This window comes from Pseudoalteromonas sp. NZS127_1 (assembly GCF_015864295.1).
Classification (GTDB): domain Bacteria; phylum Pseudomonadota; class Gammaproteobacteria; order Enterobacterales; family Alteromonadaceae; genus Pseudoalteromonas; species Pseudoalteromonas arctica.
Window position 1 is genome coordinate 133,039 of the sequence record NZ_JADYXO010000001.1, and the last position, 16,633, is coordinate 149,671.

Annotated in this window: 9 protein-coding genes; all 9 read left to right on the forward strand. The window is 39.5% G+C overall.

Annotated elements, in window-relative coordinates; genetic code table 11:
* Positions 1-68: 68 nt before the first annotated feature.
* The 9 genes from I6F50_RS00540 to I6F50_RS00580 all read left to right on the forward strand — a co-directional run bounded on the left by I6F50_RS00540 (position 69) and on the right by I6F50_RS00580 (position 16,590).
* Positions 69-959 carry a family 16 glycosylhydrolase gene (locus I6F50_RS00540; RefSeq protein WP_197159477.1) on the forward strand — a complete coding sequence of 297 codons (891 nt, stop codon included), beginning with the start codon at positions 69-71 and terminating at the stop codon, positions 957-959.
* A gap of 178 nt (positions 960-1,137) precedes the next feature.
* Positions 1,138-2,661 (forward strand): sulfatase-like hydrolase/transferase, encoded by a 1,524-nt coding sequence (locus tag I6F50_RS00545; protein WP_197118739.1) that lies wholly within the window; start codon positions 1,138-1,140, stop codon positions 2,659-2,661.
* 69 nt (positions 2,662-2,730) lie between these two features.
* On the forward strand, positions 2,731-4,173 hold the full coding sequence (locus tag I6F50_RS00550) for a sulfatase-like hydrolase/transferase (protein ID WP_197118738.1): 1,443 nt from the start codon (positions 2,731-2,733) through the stop codon (positions 4,171-4,173).
* Between the two features lie 25 nt (positions 4,174-4,198).
* On the forward strand, positions 4,199-6,070 hold the full coding sequence (locus I6F50_RS00555) for a CRTAC1 family protein (protein WP_197118737.1): 1,872 nt from the start codon (positions 4,199-4,201) through the stop codon (positions 6,068-6,070).
* A 107-nt stretch (positions 6,071-6,177) separates the two neighbouring features.
* Positions 6,178-7,308, forward strand: a complete 1,131-nt coding sequence (locus I6F50_RS00560; RefSeq protein WP_197159475.1) for an SMP-30/gluconolactonase/LRE family protein — start codon at positions 6,178-6,180, stop codon at positions 7,306-7,308.
* A gap of 580 nt (positions 7,309-7,888) precedes the next feature.
* On the forward strand, positions 7,889-11,599 hold the full coding sequence (locus tag I6F50_RS00565) for a TonB-dependent receptor (protein WP_197175029.1): 3,711 nt from the start codon (positions 7,889-7,891) through the stop codon (positions 11,597-11,599).
* 62 nt (positions 11,600-11,661) lie between these two features.
* Positions 11,662-13,449 carry an Ig-like domain-containing protein gene (locus I6F50_RS00570; RefSeq protein ID WP_165739240.1) on the forward strand — a complete coding sequence of 596 codons (1,788 nt, stop codon included), beginning with the start codon at positions 11,662-11,664 and terminating at the stop codon, positions 13,447-13,449.
* Between the two features lie 156 nt (positions 13,450-13,605).
* Positions 13,606-14,649 (forward strand): family 16 glycosylhydrolase, encoded by a 1,044-nt coding sequence (locus tag I6F50_RS00575; RefSeq protein WP_165739242.1) that lies wholly within the window; start codon positions 13,606-13,608, stop codon positions 14,647-14,649.
* Between the two features lie 12 nt (positions 14,650-14,661).
* Positions 14,662-16,590: a CRTAC1 family protein gene (locus I6F50_RS00580; RefSeq protein ID WP_165739244.1), complete on the forward strand. Its 1,929-nt coding sequence runs from the start codon at positions 14,662-14,664 to the stop codon at positions 16,588-16,590.
* Positions 16,591-16,633: the final 43 nt, after the last annotated feature.

A 16,633-nucleotide genomic window follows, 5' to 3' on the forward strand; every position in this document is an offset into this window, starting at 1 on the left:
TTTTTAGCGAGTACATACCTATGTGCTCGCTTTTCAATTAACACGATACATTAAGTTGTGGATAGCAAATGAAAACAAATAATAAGGTTAAACTAATAGCAATATCGTTGAGCTTAATCCTTGGTAGTGCAGGGGTTAATGCTCAGCCGATGCCTCATATTGCGCAACCAGGCGAAAATTGGGTTTTACAAACCGATCGCTCAGATGAGTTTGATATTAAAGATGCTGAAAAATGGAATTTTCAAACAGAAAACTACGGTGTTTGGTCTTGGAAAGATGAAAATGCCAGTGTTTCTGAAGGCATATTAAAACTAACCACTAAACGAGAAACGCATTTAAGAACGTTTTGGGATGGCTGTAATAAAACAAAAGTGCCTAATTATAGGTTGTTTTACACTTCGGGAGTTGCTAAATCTAGAGCAACAGGGAGTTACGGATATTATGAGGCACGTATAAAGGGTGCGGATAAATTTCCGGGAGTGTCACCTGCATTTTGGATGTACAGCAAAATAGATCGTACTTTAACGAATGAAGGCGATGTGCAATATAGTGAAATAGACGTAGTTGAGTTAACTCAAAAACAGACGCTTCAGGAGTCGGACCACGACCTACATAATATTGTTATAAAAGATGGCGCACCAAAGTGGATGCGACCTGGTAGCTCGCCAGAAACAAATCATAATGGCTATCACTTACCATTTGATCCCAGTGAAGACTTTCATACTTATGGGGTTAATGTAACCAAAGACGACATTACATGGTATGTAGATAACGTTCAGGTTGGCTATAAAAAGAATTTGTACTGGCACCGCGAGATGAACTTAACATTGTCGCAGGGCTTACGCGCACCGCATACACAATGGAAATGTAATCAATTTTATCCTTCAGATAATCAGTCAGCACAAGGTTTTCCAACATCAATGGAAATTGATTACGTGAGAACGTGGTTAAAGCAATAAAAACCTTAAAACCCATTCTAATAAAGTGTAAATATTAGCCAAATTAAATTTATTTGTTGTCAACTTAAACATCATATGTTTATATTATTAAAATCAATTTTATACTTTTATAATAAAGTACAGGCAGATTGCTAAAACACTGACGTAGCAATTTTTAGTTGTTTAAAAGGACACACACATGAACTTATTTAAAATAAAAATGGTGATGCTGTTAGGGTGCTGCACATTATTTGCTCCCAATTTATATGCAAAAGATGCCGAGCTGAAAAACTCTGAAGCCAAAAAGCCAAATGTGCTTATTTTACTGTTTGATGATATGCGCTTTGATACGTTTTCTTATCGTAATGGTCCAGTTTCAACGCCAAATATTGACGCATTAGCAAACGAAGGTACACGTTTTGATCAAGCGATGACATCTACTGGCTTATGTTCTCCTTCGCGCGCGGCTATGTTTACTGGGCGGTGGGGACATAAAACAGGGCTTGACGATAACGTGGGGCTTTATCATTCTCGCCTTTCGGAGTTATCACTTAGTGAAGGCAGCGTAATTAAACGTGCAACAAGCGTAGGTTACGATGTTAGTTATGTAGGTAAATGGCACTTAGGCGCACAAGGCCCAGCACTGCGCGGTGCAAACTTTATGTGGGGGCACGATAAAGATGAAGAGCGTAATGGCCGTCCTTTTACGCCTTATGGAACACAAAAAAATGTTGCCCGTATGAATGCAGGTGAACGCGATAAAAACGGCGAAAAGCACGATTACTACAAAACACTTCCGGGTACATACGCAGATACAGTAACAGCTAAAGAAGTAAACGAAGGCAAATTAATGCTGCAAAATGCGGCCAAATCAGACAAACCATTTTTTGGTATTGTTAGTTTTGAGCAACCTCATCCGCCGTACCGCGTACCAGAACCTTACGCCAGCATGTACGACTACAAAGATATAAAACTTCCTAAAAACTTTGGTATAGAACGTAAACATAAACCAATGGCGCAAGATGATATTTGGTGGCCTTGGCACGATGTAAGCCACATGACTGAAACCGATTGGCGCAAAGCGCATAGTTTTTACTATGGTGCCATTGCCATGATTGACCACGCAGTTGGCGAGCTTATTAATACCGCCAAAGAAGAAGGTTTATACGACGACCTACACATTATTTTAGTAGGCGACCAAGGTAGTATGCTAGGCGAGCATAACCTTTATGACAAAGGCCCATATGCGTATGACGAATTAATGCGTATGCCACTTATTATTCGTGACCCTAGCCTTGAGCCTAAAATAATTAACCGCCAAGTGTCTATGCTAGACATAGCACCAACACTTCGCCAGTGGATGACACTCCCCCTTGATGGCGATGAAGATGGACGTTCACTTTTACCATTGATGAAACAAGGCGATAGTGCCGATGCTGATAAAGATGATATTTCGTTATATGCCTACGAATGGTACAACGGTGGATGGTTTGGTATTAGAGCTATACGTACCCCTGAAATGAAATTTGTATGGAATCCAGGCGACAGCCGCGATGAATTATACGACTTAAAAAATGATCCGTACGAAATCACAAACCAAATAGATAATCCTAAATACAAAAAACAGCTTACTTATTTAGTGCATAAAATGGCAGGAGAGCTTAAGCGTATTGAAGACCCATCATTAACTAAATTTAATCACCACATGAAAGCTTTTTTATAGCCGAGTAATGCCCTTTGGTGGGCCTTAATTGGCCTGCTATTTTTTATTATCAAAATTGAGATTGGCACTATGAAAACACACACAAAATTATTGAGCGCTTTATCATCGCTTGCCTTATTAATTGGCTCTGCGGGCATACACGCAAGTGAACAAAAACCCAATATTATTCTTATTGTTGCAGATGACCTAGGTTATGCAGATGTTGGTTTTAATGGCTCTAAGGATATTATTACCCCAAATATTGATGATCTTGCTAAATCGGGTACTTCCTTTTCAGACGCTTACGTAGCGCACCCGTTTTGTGGCCCAAGCCGAGCGGCATTAATGACCGGTCGATATCCACATAAGATTGGCTCACAATTTAATTTACCGACACGCGGCTCAAACGTAGGCGTGCCTACTGACGCTAAGTTTATTAGTAAACTATTAAACGAAAATAACTACTTTACTGGCGCTCTCGGTAAGTGGCACTTAGGTGATGCGCCGCAGTATCATCCAAATAAACGTGGTTTTGATGAATACTATGGATTTTTAGGCGGTGGGCACAATTATTTTCCTGACCAATATCAACTTCAGTATAAAAAGCAAAAGGCACAAGGCTTAAAAAATATTTTTGAGTACATAACTCCGCTAGAGCACAACGGCAAAGAAGTAAAAGAAACGCAGTACATTACTGATGCACTTTCGCGCGAAGCCGTTAATTTTGTAGACAAAGCAGCGGATAAAAAAAATCCATTCTTTTTATATTTAGCTTACAACGCACCGCATGTGCCATTGCAAGCTAAAGACGAAGATATGGCGATGTTTCCTGATATAAAAAATAAAGACCGTAAAACATACGCAGGTATGGTTTACGCAGTTGACCGCGGCGTGGGCAAACTAGTAGAAACCCTGAAAAAAAATAATCAGTATGATAATACGCTTATCGTATTTATGAGTGATAACGGTGGCAAATTAAGTAAAGGCGCTAATAACTTCCCACTTAAAGCAGGTAAGGGCAGTACACAAGAAGGCGGTTTTAGAGTTCCTATGTTGTTTCATTGGCCTAAACATGTACCTGCGGGCAAGCGTTTTTCGCATCCTGTATCGGCACTTGACTTATACCCAACATTTGCAGCTTTAGCGGGCGCTAAAGTTGAAGAAAACCAACATTTAGATGGTACAAATATGTGGCCTGCATTTATTAAAAATGAAAACCCACATAAAGATGAGCCTATTTATGCACTTCGCCATCGTAAAGGTTATAGCGATGCTGCAATTCGTATGAACCAATGGAAAGCATTAAAAGTTAACCAGCAACCATGGCAGTTATTTAATATCGAAAACGATATTTCTGAAAAACACGATGTAAGTAAATCTAACAAAGCACTGTTAACCGACATGGTTCGCGAAATGGAAAAATGGAGCTGGGATAATCAACAACCAAAATGGTTTCACGAAACGGCTGAAGGTGCGAACTGGCGATTAGATGCCATGCCACGATTCGATAAAACGTTTAAAACAACTAAGTAAGTTTTATCAAATTCATGGAGGCTTTATGAAAGTAAAAACTATTGTATGGCATGTTTCTTTGTTATGCATGGGCGCAAGCTTACTAGGTTGTCAACAAGCGAGTGCTCTAGCGGGTGCTCAGCTAACACCGGGCAAAACATTATTTACTGAGCAGCACCAAGCAATTAAATTAGAAAACAAAAATCGCCGTAAATGGGATAACGCATTAATAAGCGATTTAGACCAAGATGGTTACCCAGATTTATTACTTACCGATCATGGTTATACCATTCGTTTGTATTGGAACAATAAAGGTGTTTACGACAAAGGGCGCGACCTGATTGTGGGTGATATGCACGGTATTGGCGTAGGCGATTACGACAAAGATGGCAAAATGGATATTTTGCTTTCGCGTGGTGGTGGCTCTGGCGATAACGCGCGTAATGCTAAGTTATTTCACTTTAACAAAAGAGAAATTGTTGAAGGCGGTGAGTTTTCACCCAAACTGCCAACGTTGCGTGGGCGCACTAGTAAGTTTTTTGATGCCAATAACAACGGTCATTTAGATTTATTACTAATGGGATTCCCGCAGGCTAATAGCGGTAAACAAACCAGTAATTTTATTTATAAAAACGATGGTAGCGGCAATATAACTCACGCAAGTGATTTACCAAAAACTAATCGAGATGGTCAAAAAGTCCTTATTACAGATTTTAATAACGATAAAATTGACGATTTAGTGATTTACGGCGACGGTGCTTTACGTGTTTTAAAAGGCAATGGCGACTTTACCTTTAGTGACGTAACCGCCAATGTTTTACCTAATAAAATAATGGATGCGACGGGTGTTAGCGAAATCGATTTTGATAATGATGGTGACTTTGATTTATATATAAGTCGTGCTAACCCATTACAAGCAGGCGATACGTTTTTTGATGCTAAAAGCCACACATTTGGTTTTTACACCAAGCGTGGACCATTTAAATATGATGACTTACTTATTGGCGATACGCTTAATTTAGTTAACTACCAGTCACCTTATCCAAACCAAGATGTATTTGTAGGCGAAGGCACTTATAAATATAAATTTGAAGGTGAAAGGCACAGTGGTCAAAACGTCAATATTGTTAGCAGTAATGGCCTAGGCTGGGCCGATACCCAACCTAATAAAGGCTTATATGTTGGTTATATAGGCAATGATAAATGGCGTATGGCGGGTAATACTTTTTCACCTACAACGGGTGTTGTAACCGGTGTTAAACATTATACGGTAAATAAAAAACCAATAGCTCCATCAGATTTGTTACTTAAAAATGAAAGTGGAAAATTTGTAGATGTGAGTGCTAAAGCTGGCATTAAAACAAATTTAAATACGACCGGCGTAAGTGTGGGAGATTTTAACAACAACGGCTACCAAGATTTGTTTGTTGTTAAACAAGGCAACTTGGTAACGCCTACATCGCAAATACTGTATTTAAATAATGGCGATAACACATTTAGCCAAGCGACTCATTCGGGATTAATAACAAACACCTTAGGTACCATTGGCTCAGGCGCAAATGTATTTGATTACAACTTAGACGGCCAGGTCGATATTATTATGAATAACGACAGAGGTCAGTGGCACTTATTTAGTAATCAAGCCAATAACAGTAATCACTATGCATTACTGCGTATAAGTAATTCACTTAAGCATAATGCAAGCCCCATTGGCGCTATAGCGACACTTAAAGGCTGTGGTAAAACCCTTACAAGGCGCGTGTCGCCTGATGCCGCACCTTATACACAATCATTTGATAACGTGGTTCATTTTGGTTTAGGCCAGTGCAACGAAATAGATAACGTAAGTGTGCGTTACAGCAATGGCGAAGTAATCAATAAATCTAAGGTTGGGACAGATCAAGTAATCAATTTTTAATTACAACGTTTGATTACGACAAAGTTAACTATGAGAGGTAAAAAGCAAGGTTTGGTAACAAGCCTTGCTTTTTTTTCGCAAAAAATTAAGAGTAAAAGAGAGCAATAATGAATAAAAATAACATCACTCATCTTAAAAATAAATTAGCGGGTTTAGTGTGCTTATTTACTGTGTTTGGTTGCAGTACCCACACGGCTCAAAGCAATAATAAAAATATAAATAAAGGGGGCGAAAGTGCATCTTTAGCGTCTGTTAAAACGTCTAATACACTGCTTGAGAGTGCGAGTTTATTTGCATCACTCCCTGATTATTGCCCAACCCCAGACGCTTTTGCTGTCTCTCCTTCAGGAGAGCTTACTTTATCGTGTGTTAACTATGCCAATAAAGGGCTACAAGCGGGTGTGCTGGTTAATATTAATAATGATAAAACGTTTACTAAAATAGCCCAGTTATCGGGGCCAAACAATAAAGGGAAGGGCCGTCCTATGGGGCTTGCCTATGCCCCCGATGGTGCGTTATTTATAGCCGATAACCAAGGTGCTGGCAAAGCTCGATTACTTAAACTCACCTTAAAAAATAACAAAGTCATCAATACTCAAATAGTAGCAAAAGGCATGAGTTCGCCAAACGGTGTGCGCTATCAAAATGGCTATATTTACGTAACTCAACTGCGTGTGCCAAGTAAAAATAAGGCCGAGACTCTCAGCGGGATATATCGTTTTAAGGCCACAGATACCAATATATTAGTGACTAACAGTACAGATGATCCGCATTTATTGTTTTTGGCTAAAACAGCTAATAAGCAACGTAAATTTGGACTTGATGGCTTAGTGTTTGATTCACAGGGCAACTTGTTTGTAACCAACCTAGGTGACGACTTAATTTATAAATTAACGTTTGATACAAACAACAACCTGCTTAGCCAAAGTACCTATGCAACACTTACAAAAGGAAGTGGACCTGATGGCTTAACTATAGACCCTCAAGGTAATTTATACGCCGCAGGTTTTTTAAATAATCAAGTTATAAAAATTGATACAAACCAAAATGTAACCGTTATTGCATCGTACCCCGATAACAATTCAGAAAATGGTGAATTAGACCAACCCGCCGATATTATTTATTATAAAGGCTCTTTGCTTATGTCGAATTTTGACTTGCTTACAGGCCCAGGCATTACCAATACTGGGCATGGCAAACCTTATACGGTAAGTGAAATTAAGTTACATAATAAGTAAGGTTTTAATTTAAGTTAAGCGCTTAAATTAGGTTCTTAAATTAAAATCGTGTGTATTGCCGTGTATGTTTGAGCTTTAGATTTATGGGCAATACATTTGGTTTACCGCTTTCAAAACTGCTGATTGGCAGCTTTTGATCGCTGTAAATATTCTAATGAGCATAAGTTAATATTATAAACCCTCGTAAATTTCTTTCTGAACAACTCAATTTTGATCATTTTCAACAACATATTTTATTTATTAATGGGGATTTTGAGTCTCTTTTTTTGTTTTGTATAAAAAATAAAAATATCTACATCACTTTCACTTAAATATTAATGAATTTAAATTGTTTAAAAACAGCGATTTAAATTACTTCGTTTAAAAAAGAAACAAAAATGTAAAAATCAAAGTAAACGACTTGTAAATATAAACATCATATGTTTAACTTGATCGCAAGTTAAGCAACGCTCTGAAACGAAATTAGGATACCAGGACGTTCATTCATTTTATCTGTGGCGCTTAACTAACAATAAAAACAGACGACATCATCACACACTGGCATTGAGAAAAACGATGCCGATAAACAGGAGAGCACACAATGCAGCATAACTTTAGGTTATCAGCAGTCTCTGCAGCTATTATTGCTTCGCTTATTTCATCATCTGCTTTTGCACAAGAAGATGAAGAAAAAGAGAAAATAAAACTACAAAAAGATATCGAAATAATTGAAGTCCAAGGAATCAAAAGTAGCTTACGAAAAGCGGTAAACGCAAAGCGCTTTTCCGACAACGTAAGTGACTCAATTCATGCTGAAGATGTAGGTAAATCAACAGATCAAAACATCGCTGATGCACTATCTAGAGTAACCGGGGTGAGTATTCAAGAAGAGGGCGGTGAAGGAACACGTATATCAATTCGTGGTGCCGGACCTTCTTTAAATCAAATATCAATGAATGGTGTAGCACTTACCGGCGGACTAAGTACCGATGGCTCTAGTGTGGGTGCTACTAACGATAACAGTGTTGATTTAAGCTCTTTTTCGTCAGATATATTGTCATCTATCGATGTAATTAAAACATCTTCTGCTGATAACGATGAAGGCTCACTCGGCGCAAGTGTTGTGCTTAGAACTGTAAAACCGTTAAATTTAAATAAACCACGTCGCTCTTTTACGGTTGAAGGGCGCTACAACGAGTTTTCTGATGAAAGTGACTCACGCATTAATTTTAGCTTTTCTGATAAATACTTCGACGACACCTTTGGCTTTATTATAACGGCCTCTAAAGATACCCAAAAAACACGACAAGATCGTATCAATACCGATTGGGCTAACGGCGCAATTCCTATTGTTGATTTAGATGATGCAACTGGTCGTACAGCACATGACACCGTTACAGGCAAAGCAATCAGGGTACTTGGCAATCAACGTGATGCTGATGGAAATAAGCTTTTTGGTGAAAATGGAGAAGCATTATTAAATCCACTGAGTTCACTTAATAATTACGACCCTGAAACGCAAATATTACATGAAGGTGATTTATTTGTTTTAGCGCGTGAGGTTATTGATTTTACATTGAATAATGACCAACGAGATCGCTTGTCAGTGTCTACAGGTTTTCAATACCAACCAACAGAGTCACTCGATATTCAGCTAGATGTAACTCATACAGAGCAAGATGTGTTAACCGACAGTCAACGACTGCGTTTGAACATGGGGCCTGTAACACCTTTAATTTATGCCGGTGACGATAATACAGCACTAAACGGGGTTGATTTATCGACCAATACCTTGCAGCAATCAAGTAGCCGCTCTACAGGTGGTAACTTTGTTCGCTCCTACGGACTTAGAGAAATTGATACTAATGTAGCGTCACTCGATATTGATTATCAGGTAACCGATTCATTAAATATGAATGTAAGAGCTGGTTTTTCTAAAACGACAGATGAAACACCAAATGATGATGAGAAAGACCGTTACATCTCTATTAGTACAGCTACATGGGGCACGGCAGGTCGTCAAATAGTTGAATCAATGCCCGATGGCAGCCACGAAATGGTTGGCTACGACTGTGGCGGCAATGGAGAATGTAGTTACTCAACAGGTGTTACTCCAGGGGAGTTTGACGCCTTTGATGGTACGTCTAATGCGGTATACAGCCGTTTTAATCCGTATGACATGCAGCACAATCACTTAGGTAGTTTAGTGCTTCGTAAAAATAAATTAGCGGATACAAACAAGTCGCTTTTTGTTGATTTTGACTATGCGCTTGATGGCGACTTTCTTAGATCGCTTGAATTTGGAGTTAAGTGGTCAAATCGTAAAAAAGATGTCTCTATTCAAAATAGAGCAACCACAAATGGCAGTGACTTAATAGATTTAGAAGACCCTGATCAAGCGTTTGAAGTACGTGGGCTTGGTACAATTCGCTTAGCCGATATAGTGGCTGATAGCGCCTATCCTTACGATAATTTTGGTGAAGATATTCAATCAGACCGCTCTGCACAGTTTTTTAATGGCTGGCCGTTACTAGATGCCGAAAAAGCGCTTGAAATTGTTTCAGGTAAAGATGCAGGCGAAGTAGGTATACGCGAAACCATTACAGGCAGTCGTAATATTGAAACCGAAACAAAAGCCGCTTATTTTAAAGCAAACTTTGAGCTGATGGATGGCAAGCTAACAGGTAACTTAGGCCTTAGGTATGTAAAAGATGACACAACAGCAACAGGCGTAGGCGGTATTAACTTTATTCGTAATCCGCAAATGGTTGATGCGTACAATTTGTTAGTTGAACGTGGTTTAGCAAATACAAATTTAGATGCCTGCCCGGCAGCTGTTATGGGGGTCTCTGACACGGGTCAGGCTGATCATCGTTACACACCTACAAACGATGCTGAGCTACAAAACTGTTGGGCATGGCAAATCACTCATGCGTATAACCGCTCAAACCCAGCTACTTTCCCTGTTGATCCGCAAACGGGTCAGTTTGTAATTCCCGGTGCTGATGGCAACACTGGGCTGGGTGTAAATCAGCAAGTGTTTGTAGATGAAAATGGCAACATTATAGCTAACAATGCATTACCTTCTTTAATTTACGACAGCAACGGAAATTTAGTTCCAACGTCAGCTAATGCATGGGCACACTTTGCAAGTAACGGACAAATTTGGCCATTTTTAGACAGAACAACCTCATTTACAGGGCCACAAGGTAGCGGACGTGAAGTACAAGACCGCGTTGCATGGGTTACTAAAAAAGGCGGACATGACGCTTATTTACCTAGCTTAAACTTAAATTATGCAGTTAACGAAGAAATGATTGCACGTTTTGCTGTTAGTAGAACAATGACGCGTCCTCGTTTTGATTCATTAAACCCACGTACACAAATTTTTGAGCAACAATGGGACTCTGCTAATGGCTCAGCAGGTAATGCAAATTTAAAACCGCTTAAATCAACCAATCTCGATTTGTCTTATGAGTGGTACTTTAGCGATTCAGGCTTGCTGTCGGCAGCGTTTTTTTACAAAGATATGAAAGACTTTGAAGAAACGGTGGTTGTTCCGTATCACTACAAAGACGTTAGGACTGAATACGATTTACAAACAGCCGATTTATTACTTGATTACGATGAGAATAGAGCACCAGGTAGCGAAGAAGATTGTATGCCACTTAGGCAAGTTGCGGGATTTTTTGACCAATGGCGCATTGAATGTGACGTTGTAAACGTAACCACAGTAACCAATGGTAAAGGCGCCGATATTAAAGGTGTTGAACTAGGTTACAACCAAAACTATGACTTTTTACCAAGTTATTGGGGTGGCTTAGGTTTAAACATGAACTATACCTACCAAGATTCAGAATCTGATCGTCAGCAGGTAGGTAATACCGATATATTTTTAAAACCACTACCACAACCTTTCACTCCAAAGCATTCCCTAAATACAACACTGTATTGGGAACAAAAAGGGATTCAATTACGTTTAGCGAGTCGCTACACAGGGGATCAATTAGTTAACCGAGGTTTAGTTGGCGGCGCTACATGGCAAGAGGCAACCCATCGTTTGGACTTTAGCTCAAGTTATAAAATTAATAAAAACTTTAGCTTAACTTTTCAGGCACTTAACTTAACTGATGAAACTAACCGAATTTATTACACCAGTTCATTTAGTCGTAATGCGTTTGAAGCTAACTCGCAAGAGGTTGTGCTTGATGAAGGTAATGCAATTGAAGATAGCAGTGTGACTACTTCGCGTACAGCATCAGTTTGGAAAACAGGTCGTCAGTTCCGTGTTGGTCTTCGCGGTACCTTTTAATTGAGAAACTATTAGCAGCGGGCCACGTTAGGCGCGCTGCCTTACAAATCTTGGAGAGTAAGATGAAACATAACTTACTAATAAAAACAGCAATTAGCAGTGTTATATTTTCAGTATTAACAGGGTGCGGTGGAACGGATGAAGGTTACGATCCGCAGTTTAAATCTGATTTAGCACTTGTAATCGATACCGCAGTAATCACGAGCACATTAAATGAAGAGTCCGGAGTTCAAGAAATTGATTTACTGCAAGGCGTAACAATCGACGGTAAACCAGCCTCTGAGTCAGGTGCAACCATAAACGTAAGTGAGTTAGAGTTTGTGGTTAATAATAATTTCACTACCCCACAAACAAGTGCTAATACCATTGCATCACACCGAATTTCACCTTTTACACAATCAAGTGATAGCACTAAATTAGTTATAAATACCGATGCGTTTTCGGCGGCATTAAGACAATGCGACCAAACCGATATAAGAGGCGCTTTAGATGGCGGTGGTAATCCTATTTCTGATGGTAACTTAGATTTTCCGAACCAAGTTATTTATAACATTACATATTCTATCAATAATGGTGCAGCTGTTGAACCGAGCGGCGCACTGCCTACACGTACATTACAATTAACTGTCAATGCGATTGATGATGTTGTAACTGAGGTCAGCGTCTCGCCGATTGAAATTCCTGCTGGTGGTCAAGCAAGTGTATTCGCATCAGCGATACCAAGTTACGCGTGTAACCCCGCACTTATTTATTCAATTGCAGATGAAGATATTGCAACCATTGATGAAAATGGCCTTATTAGCGCTAAAAATACCGGTGAAACAACTATTACAGCCACAAGTGTTGATAACCCCGATGCTTCAGCAAGCGCCACACTTACAGTGACAGGTGCTTTTAGTCTTGCAATAACAAACGACGATAAAAATGAGCTAGGCGCTTCTTCAGGTAACAAGGACGTTCCAATCTGTGTGGCCAGTGGTGTAGAAGTACAGCCGGCTTTACTAAACGCAGAGTTAAGCGGCGAATATACTTTTGATTGGACACTTAACGATGAAGTTTCATTTACGAAAAGCTTAACCGCAAAAAGCGGCTTTGGAGAAGTACTTGCCGTTAAAGCACCTACAACAATAGATAGCTCAAATACGGTAACGGTTGAACTTATTGATGGCGATACAGCAAGTACACCTTTATCACTTATTTCGCAAAAAAGTATTACGGTCAATACCGTTAATAACCAAATGTGTGAGCCGGGTGTGTCTGAACACGAAGCAGGCTTTAACACCGACTTTAACCTCAATGGTGAAGGCGCACCTTATAAAGGCAATGCCACTTATAGCGTATCGGCAACCTCTGTGTCGGGTAATGGTCGTTCGCTTGAAATTACAGCGGGTACTGCAACTCAAGGTGAAGCGAATACACCGTACTCTTTTGCAACTCAGCAAGTTTGGAATAAACAACGTAACTGGTATAGCGCCAACTATGGACGTGGTGCCGAGTCTGTTGATAAAACATACCGTTATGCCGTGTGGGTTAAGTTAAATCAAGTGCCTGTTGAACCCGTTACGTTGCGCCATGTTGTTGTACCGTGGGTTTATGACGGCATACCTGAGGATGCAAATGGATTTACAGGTCGTTACTCAGAAGCGGGCTTATTTAGCGCAGCACTCGCAGCTACTACGCAGTGGCAATACATCGAGTTTGTAGAGGATTCAACTAATAAACGCGACTGGGCTATTCCAGCAACATGGAGCTCAGTAACTGATGTGTTTACCCTTTGGGAAGTGTACGGACTGCCAACGGGTGATTCAATCTTGATTGACGATTACGCCGTTACGCGTACCGATATTTAAGCGAGTACTAGACGCATAACATAATATTAATTAAAGCGGCTTTAAACTAAATAGGTTTAAAGTCGTTTTGTTTGCTTATAAGCCACTAAAAATCTATTTATTTACGTATTAATTTTTAACTTTCACACAAACTTACATACAAAATAATGAGACATCATGAACAACACGCAAAAAAATATAAAAACACATAAATTGACGCTCACAGCAGCATTATTGTCGGTAATAACCATTGGCGGTTGTAGCAGCGATGCGACGACTAACACGCAAAAGCTTCCCCAAACTAAAAATAACTTATTGCCTTTAACAGATCCGCAAAACACCGGTAAATGGGTACTTAACACTCAAGTAAGTGACGAATTTGAAACCAGCACTATCAATGAAGAACGTTGGTACATTGTGGGTAAACTTGAAAACGGTAAACCTGTTTATAAGCATCCAGATAATCCAAATAAAAAAGTATGGAAAGGCCGCGCACCTTCGCAATTTTCGGGTAATAACTATCGCCTAGAAAATGGCAAACTAAAACTTGAGACACGTTGGGAGCCTGACTTTCCTTTTGAACAAAAAATACATAAGCCTGTGTTTGGCGATGCACTTAAATACGAAAACCTCACAACGGCATGCTTTATCGGCAGAAAGTCTTTTCAGTACGGATACATAGAAATTAAAAGCAAAGCCGCTGATGCGCAAGTGAGCAGTGCATTTTGGTCGATGGGCGAAAAGTTAGAAGTTGATTTTTTTGAATTATATGGCGACTCACTTGATCCTAAAAAAGATCACATAGACAGTGAATTATGGTGGTCAATCCGCGATTGGAATAAAAAAGTAAAAGGCAAGCCAACTTATACAGAGCGCAAAGATTTAGGCTTTAGAGTAGCAGATGACTTTCATGTTTATGGAATTGACTGGAGCGCCCAAGGAATTAAATATTATGTTGACGGTAAATTATTTAGCGAAGTATCTGCAGCACAAGCTGATGCCTGGGCAAAAGAGCATCGCGGGGTTGATACAGGCTATGTAGCCACTAAACCACTGTTTTTATGGCTTGATCAGGAGACTTTTCCTTGGCATGGCGTACCAAAAAGTAAAGAAGAGCTTGAACGTAATAGCCCTGAGGGCAAAAAAGATGATGGTGTAGTCGACTTTGAAATTGAATACATCCGTGTGTGGCAGCAAAAACCATTACAGTCAGTTAAGTAAGGAGTGGGTTAAATGAAAAAAAATAGTAAGCCAGCAAACACGTTATTTTGTTTATCACTGATCGCTACAAGTATTCTGCTTTATGGATGTAACACCACTCAAAGGGCAAGCAATGAAACGCTAAGCGACAACAGCAGTAATAAATTAATGTTTAGCGAATCGCACAATATTATACCTTTTGAGCCGCTATCGCGTCGTAAATGGGATAGCGCGCTGATTGCAGACTTTGATAAAGACGGCTATCAAGATGTATTAATTACTGAGCATACCCACGCAGTAAAAATTTTTTGGAATAACAAAAACAATACCTTTTCAGCACCACAGATAATTATTAAAGGCGACACACACGGCGTGGCTGTTGCTGATTACGACTTAGATGGTCGTATGGATTTAATAATAGCCCAAGGCGGTGGTGGAGGCCTAAAACCGCGTTTACCTGTATCGTTTCAAATAAATCATGACCGGACTGTTGAAGGCGGAGAAACGTTTAATAATTTTGAACGTACACGCGGACGTGCGGTTAAATTAATTGATGGCAATAACAGTGGCACTTTAGATTTAATGCTCTCTGCTTTTCCGCTTAAAAAGCAAAAAAAGGGAGCCAACCATATATATAAAAACGAAGGGCATAATCAGTTTAAGTTTGTCGATTACTTACCTACTGCAAAATGGCTTGGATATAAAGCCTTAGTTAGTGATTTTGATAATGACGGGCACAGTGATTTATTTTTTTACGGTGGAGATGACATTGTTGCAGCGCAGAGTAAATCTGATTTAGGTTATAAAAATAAAAGTAAGGCTGTACTAGGAAATAATCGCAATATTAGCCATGTAAGCAGCATGACCGAAATCGATTTTGATAATGACGGTGACTTTGATTTATTTTTAACTCGCGCTAAACACCAATTTGAGCAACACACCTTTTACGATGCTCAATCTCAAAACTTTGCTTTTTTCACTCGTAACGAAGCATTTAAATTTGAAGATTTTAAAATCGAAGGTGACTTTGAAATAGAAAACCTGCAAATGGCTTACCCCCATTTTAATGTGTTTATTGGTAAAAATAGTGCGCCTTTAGCATTACAAGGGCACGGCGGCAGTGAACGTACGGTAAAGGTAACAAAAGAGCAAGCTGCTGGCTGGCCTAAAAAGCTACATAAAAAAGGTTTATATATAGGTTACTTAGGTAACGATACTTGGCGCGTAGCGGGGGATACTAAATCACCTACAGCCGGTGTTATTAAAAGAGTGACTAATTCACCCAAAGTAAAAGGGCTTGAGCCATTACCAGCGGTATTATTAGAAAACCAGCAAGGAAAATTTGTTGATGCAACAGCCAAGCTAAATATTAATCTTAGCGAACCCACAACCAGTGCTGTAGCCGGAGATTTTAACAACGATGGTTGGAGTGACTTATTTGTATTACGTTATGGCAATCCAGCAAAAGCCAACGAGCAGCTACTGTATTTAAATCAGCAAGGTAAAGGCTTTAAGGCTTTACAAAATCATGGTGTTATTTCAACTGAGCTTGGAGCAACAGGGGGCAGCGCACAGGCCTTTGATTATGATAATGACGGCGACCTTGACTTAATTTACTCAAACGAGCGCGGCCGTTGGCATTTATTTACTAATAACACAGCTTTAGATACGCAGCATAATTTTTTAGTCACTAATATTGGTTACTCACCTAACGCTGGTGTGTCGGCATTGGGAGCTACTGCGACTATAAAAGCGTGTGGGCAAACTTATAAACAAGTTGTAGGCGCGACAGGTGCTGGCTTTTCACAAAGCGAAAATAACAAGTTACACGTTGGTTTAGGTACGTGTACACAGATAAATAATGTATCGGTTCGTTGGAGTAATAATGAGCATGTAGATATTAACAATGCAGTTATAAATGACGCTAACGGGGAGTTAGTTGGAAGAAAAGAGCCGCTGTAAGTAATTAAATGCAGATATAAAAATAGCGCTTATTAAGCGCTAT

Coding starts and splice junctions, on each gene's coding strand:
- I6F50_RS00540 (WP_197159477.1), top strand. CDS start 69: ATGAAAACAAATAATAAGGTTAAACTAATAGCAATATCGTTGAGCTTA.
- I6F50_RS00580 (WP_165739244.1), top strand. CDS start 14,662: ATGAAAAAAAATAGTAAGCCAGCAAACACGTTATTTTGTTTATCACTG.
- I6F50_RS00555 (WP_197118737.1), top strand. CDS start 4,199: ATGAAAGTAAAAACTATTGTATGGCATGTTTCTTTGTTATGCATGGGC.
- I6F50_RS00575 (WP_165739242.1), top strand. CDS start 13,606: ATGAACAACACGCAAAAAAATATAAAAACACATAAATTGACGCTCACA.
- I6F50_RS00560 (WP_197159475.1), top strand. CDS start 6,178: ATGAATAAAAATAACATCACTCATCTTAAAAATAAATTAGCGGGTTTA.
- I6F50_RS00565 (WP_197175029.1), top strand. CDS start 7,889: ATGCAGCATAACTTTAGGTTATCAGCAGTCTCTGCAGCTATTATTGCT.
- I6F50_RS00545 (WP_197118739.1), top strand. CDS start 1,138: ATGAACTTATTTAAAATAAAAATGGTGATGCTGTTAGGGTGCTGCACA.
- I6F50_RS00570 (WP_165739240.1), top strand. CDS start 11,662: ATGAAACATAACTTACTAATAAAAACAGCAATTAGCAGTGTTATATTT.
- I6F50_RS00550 (WP_197118738.1), top strand. CDS start 2,731: ATGAAAACACACACAAAATTATTGAGCGCTTTATCATCGCTTGCCTTA.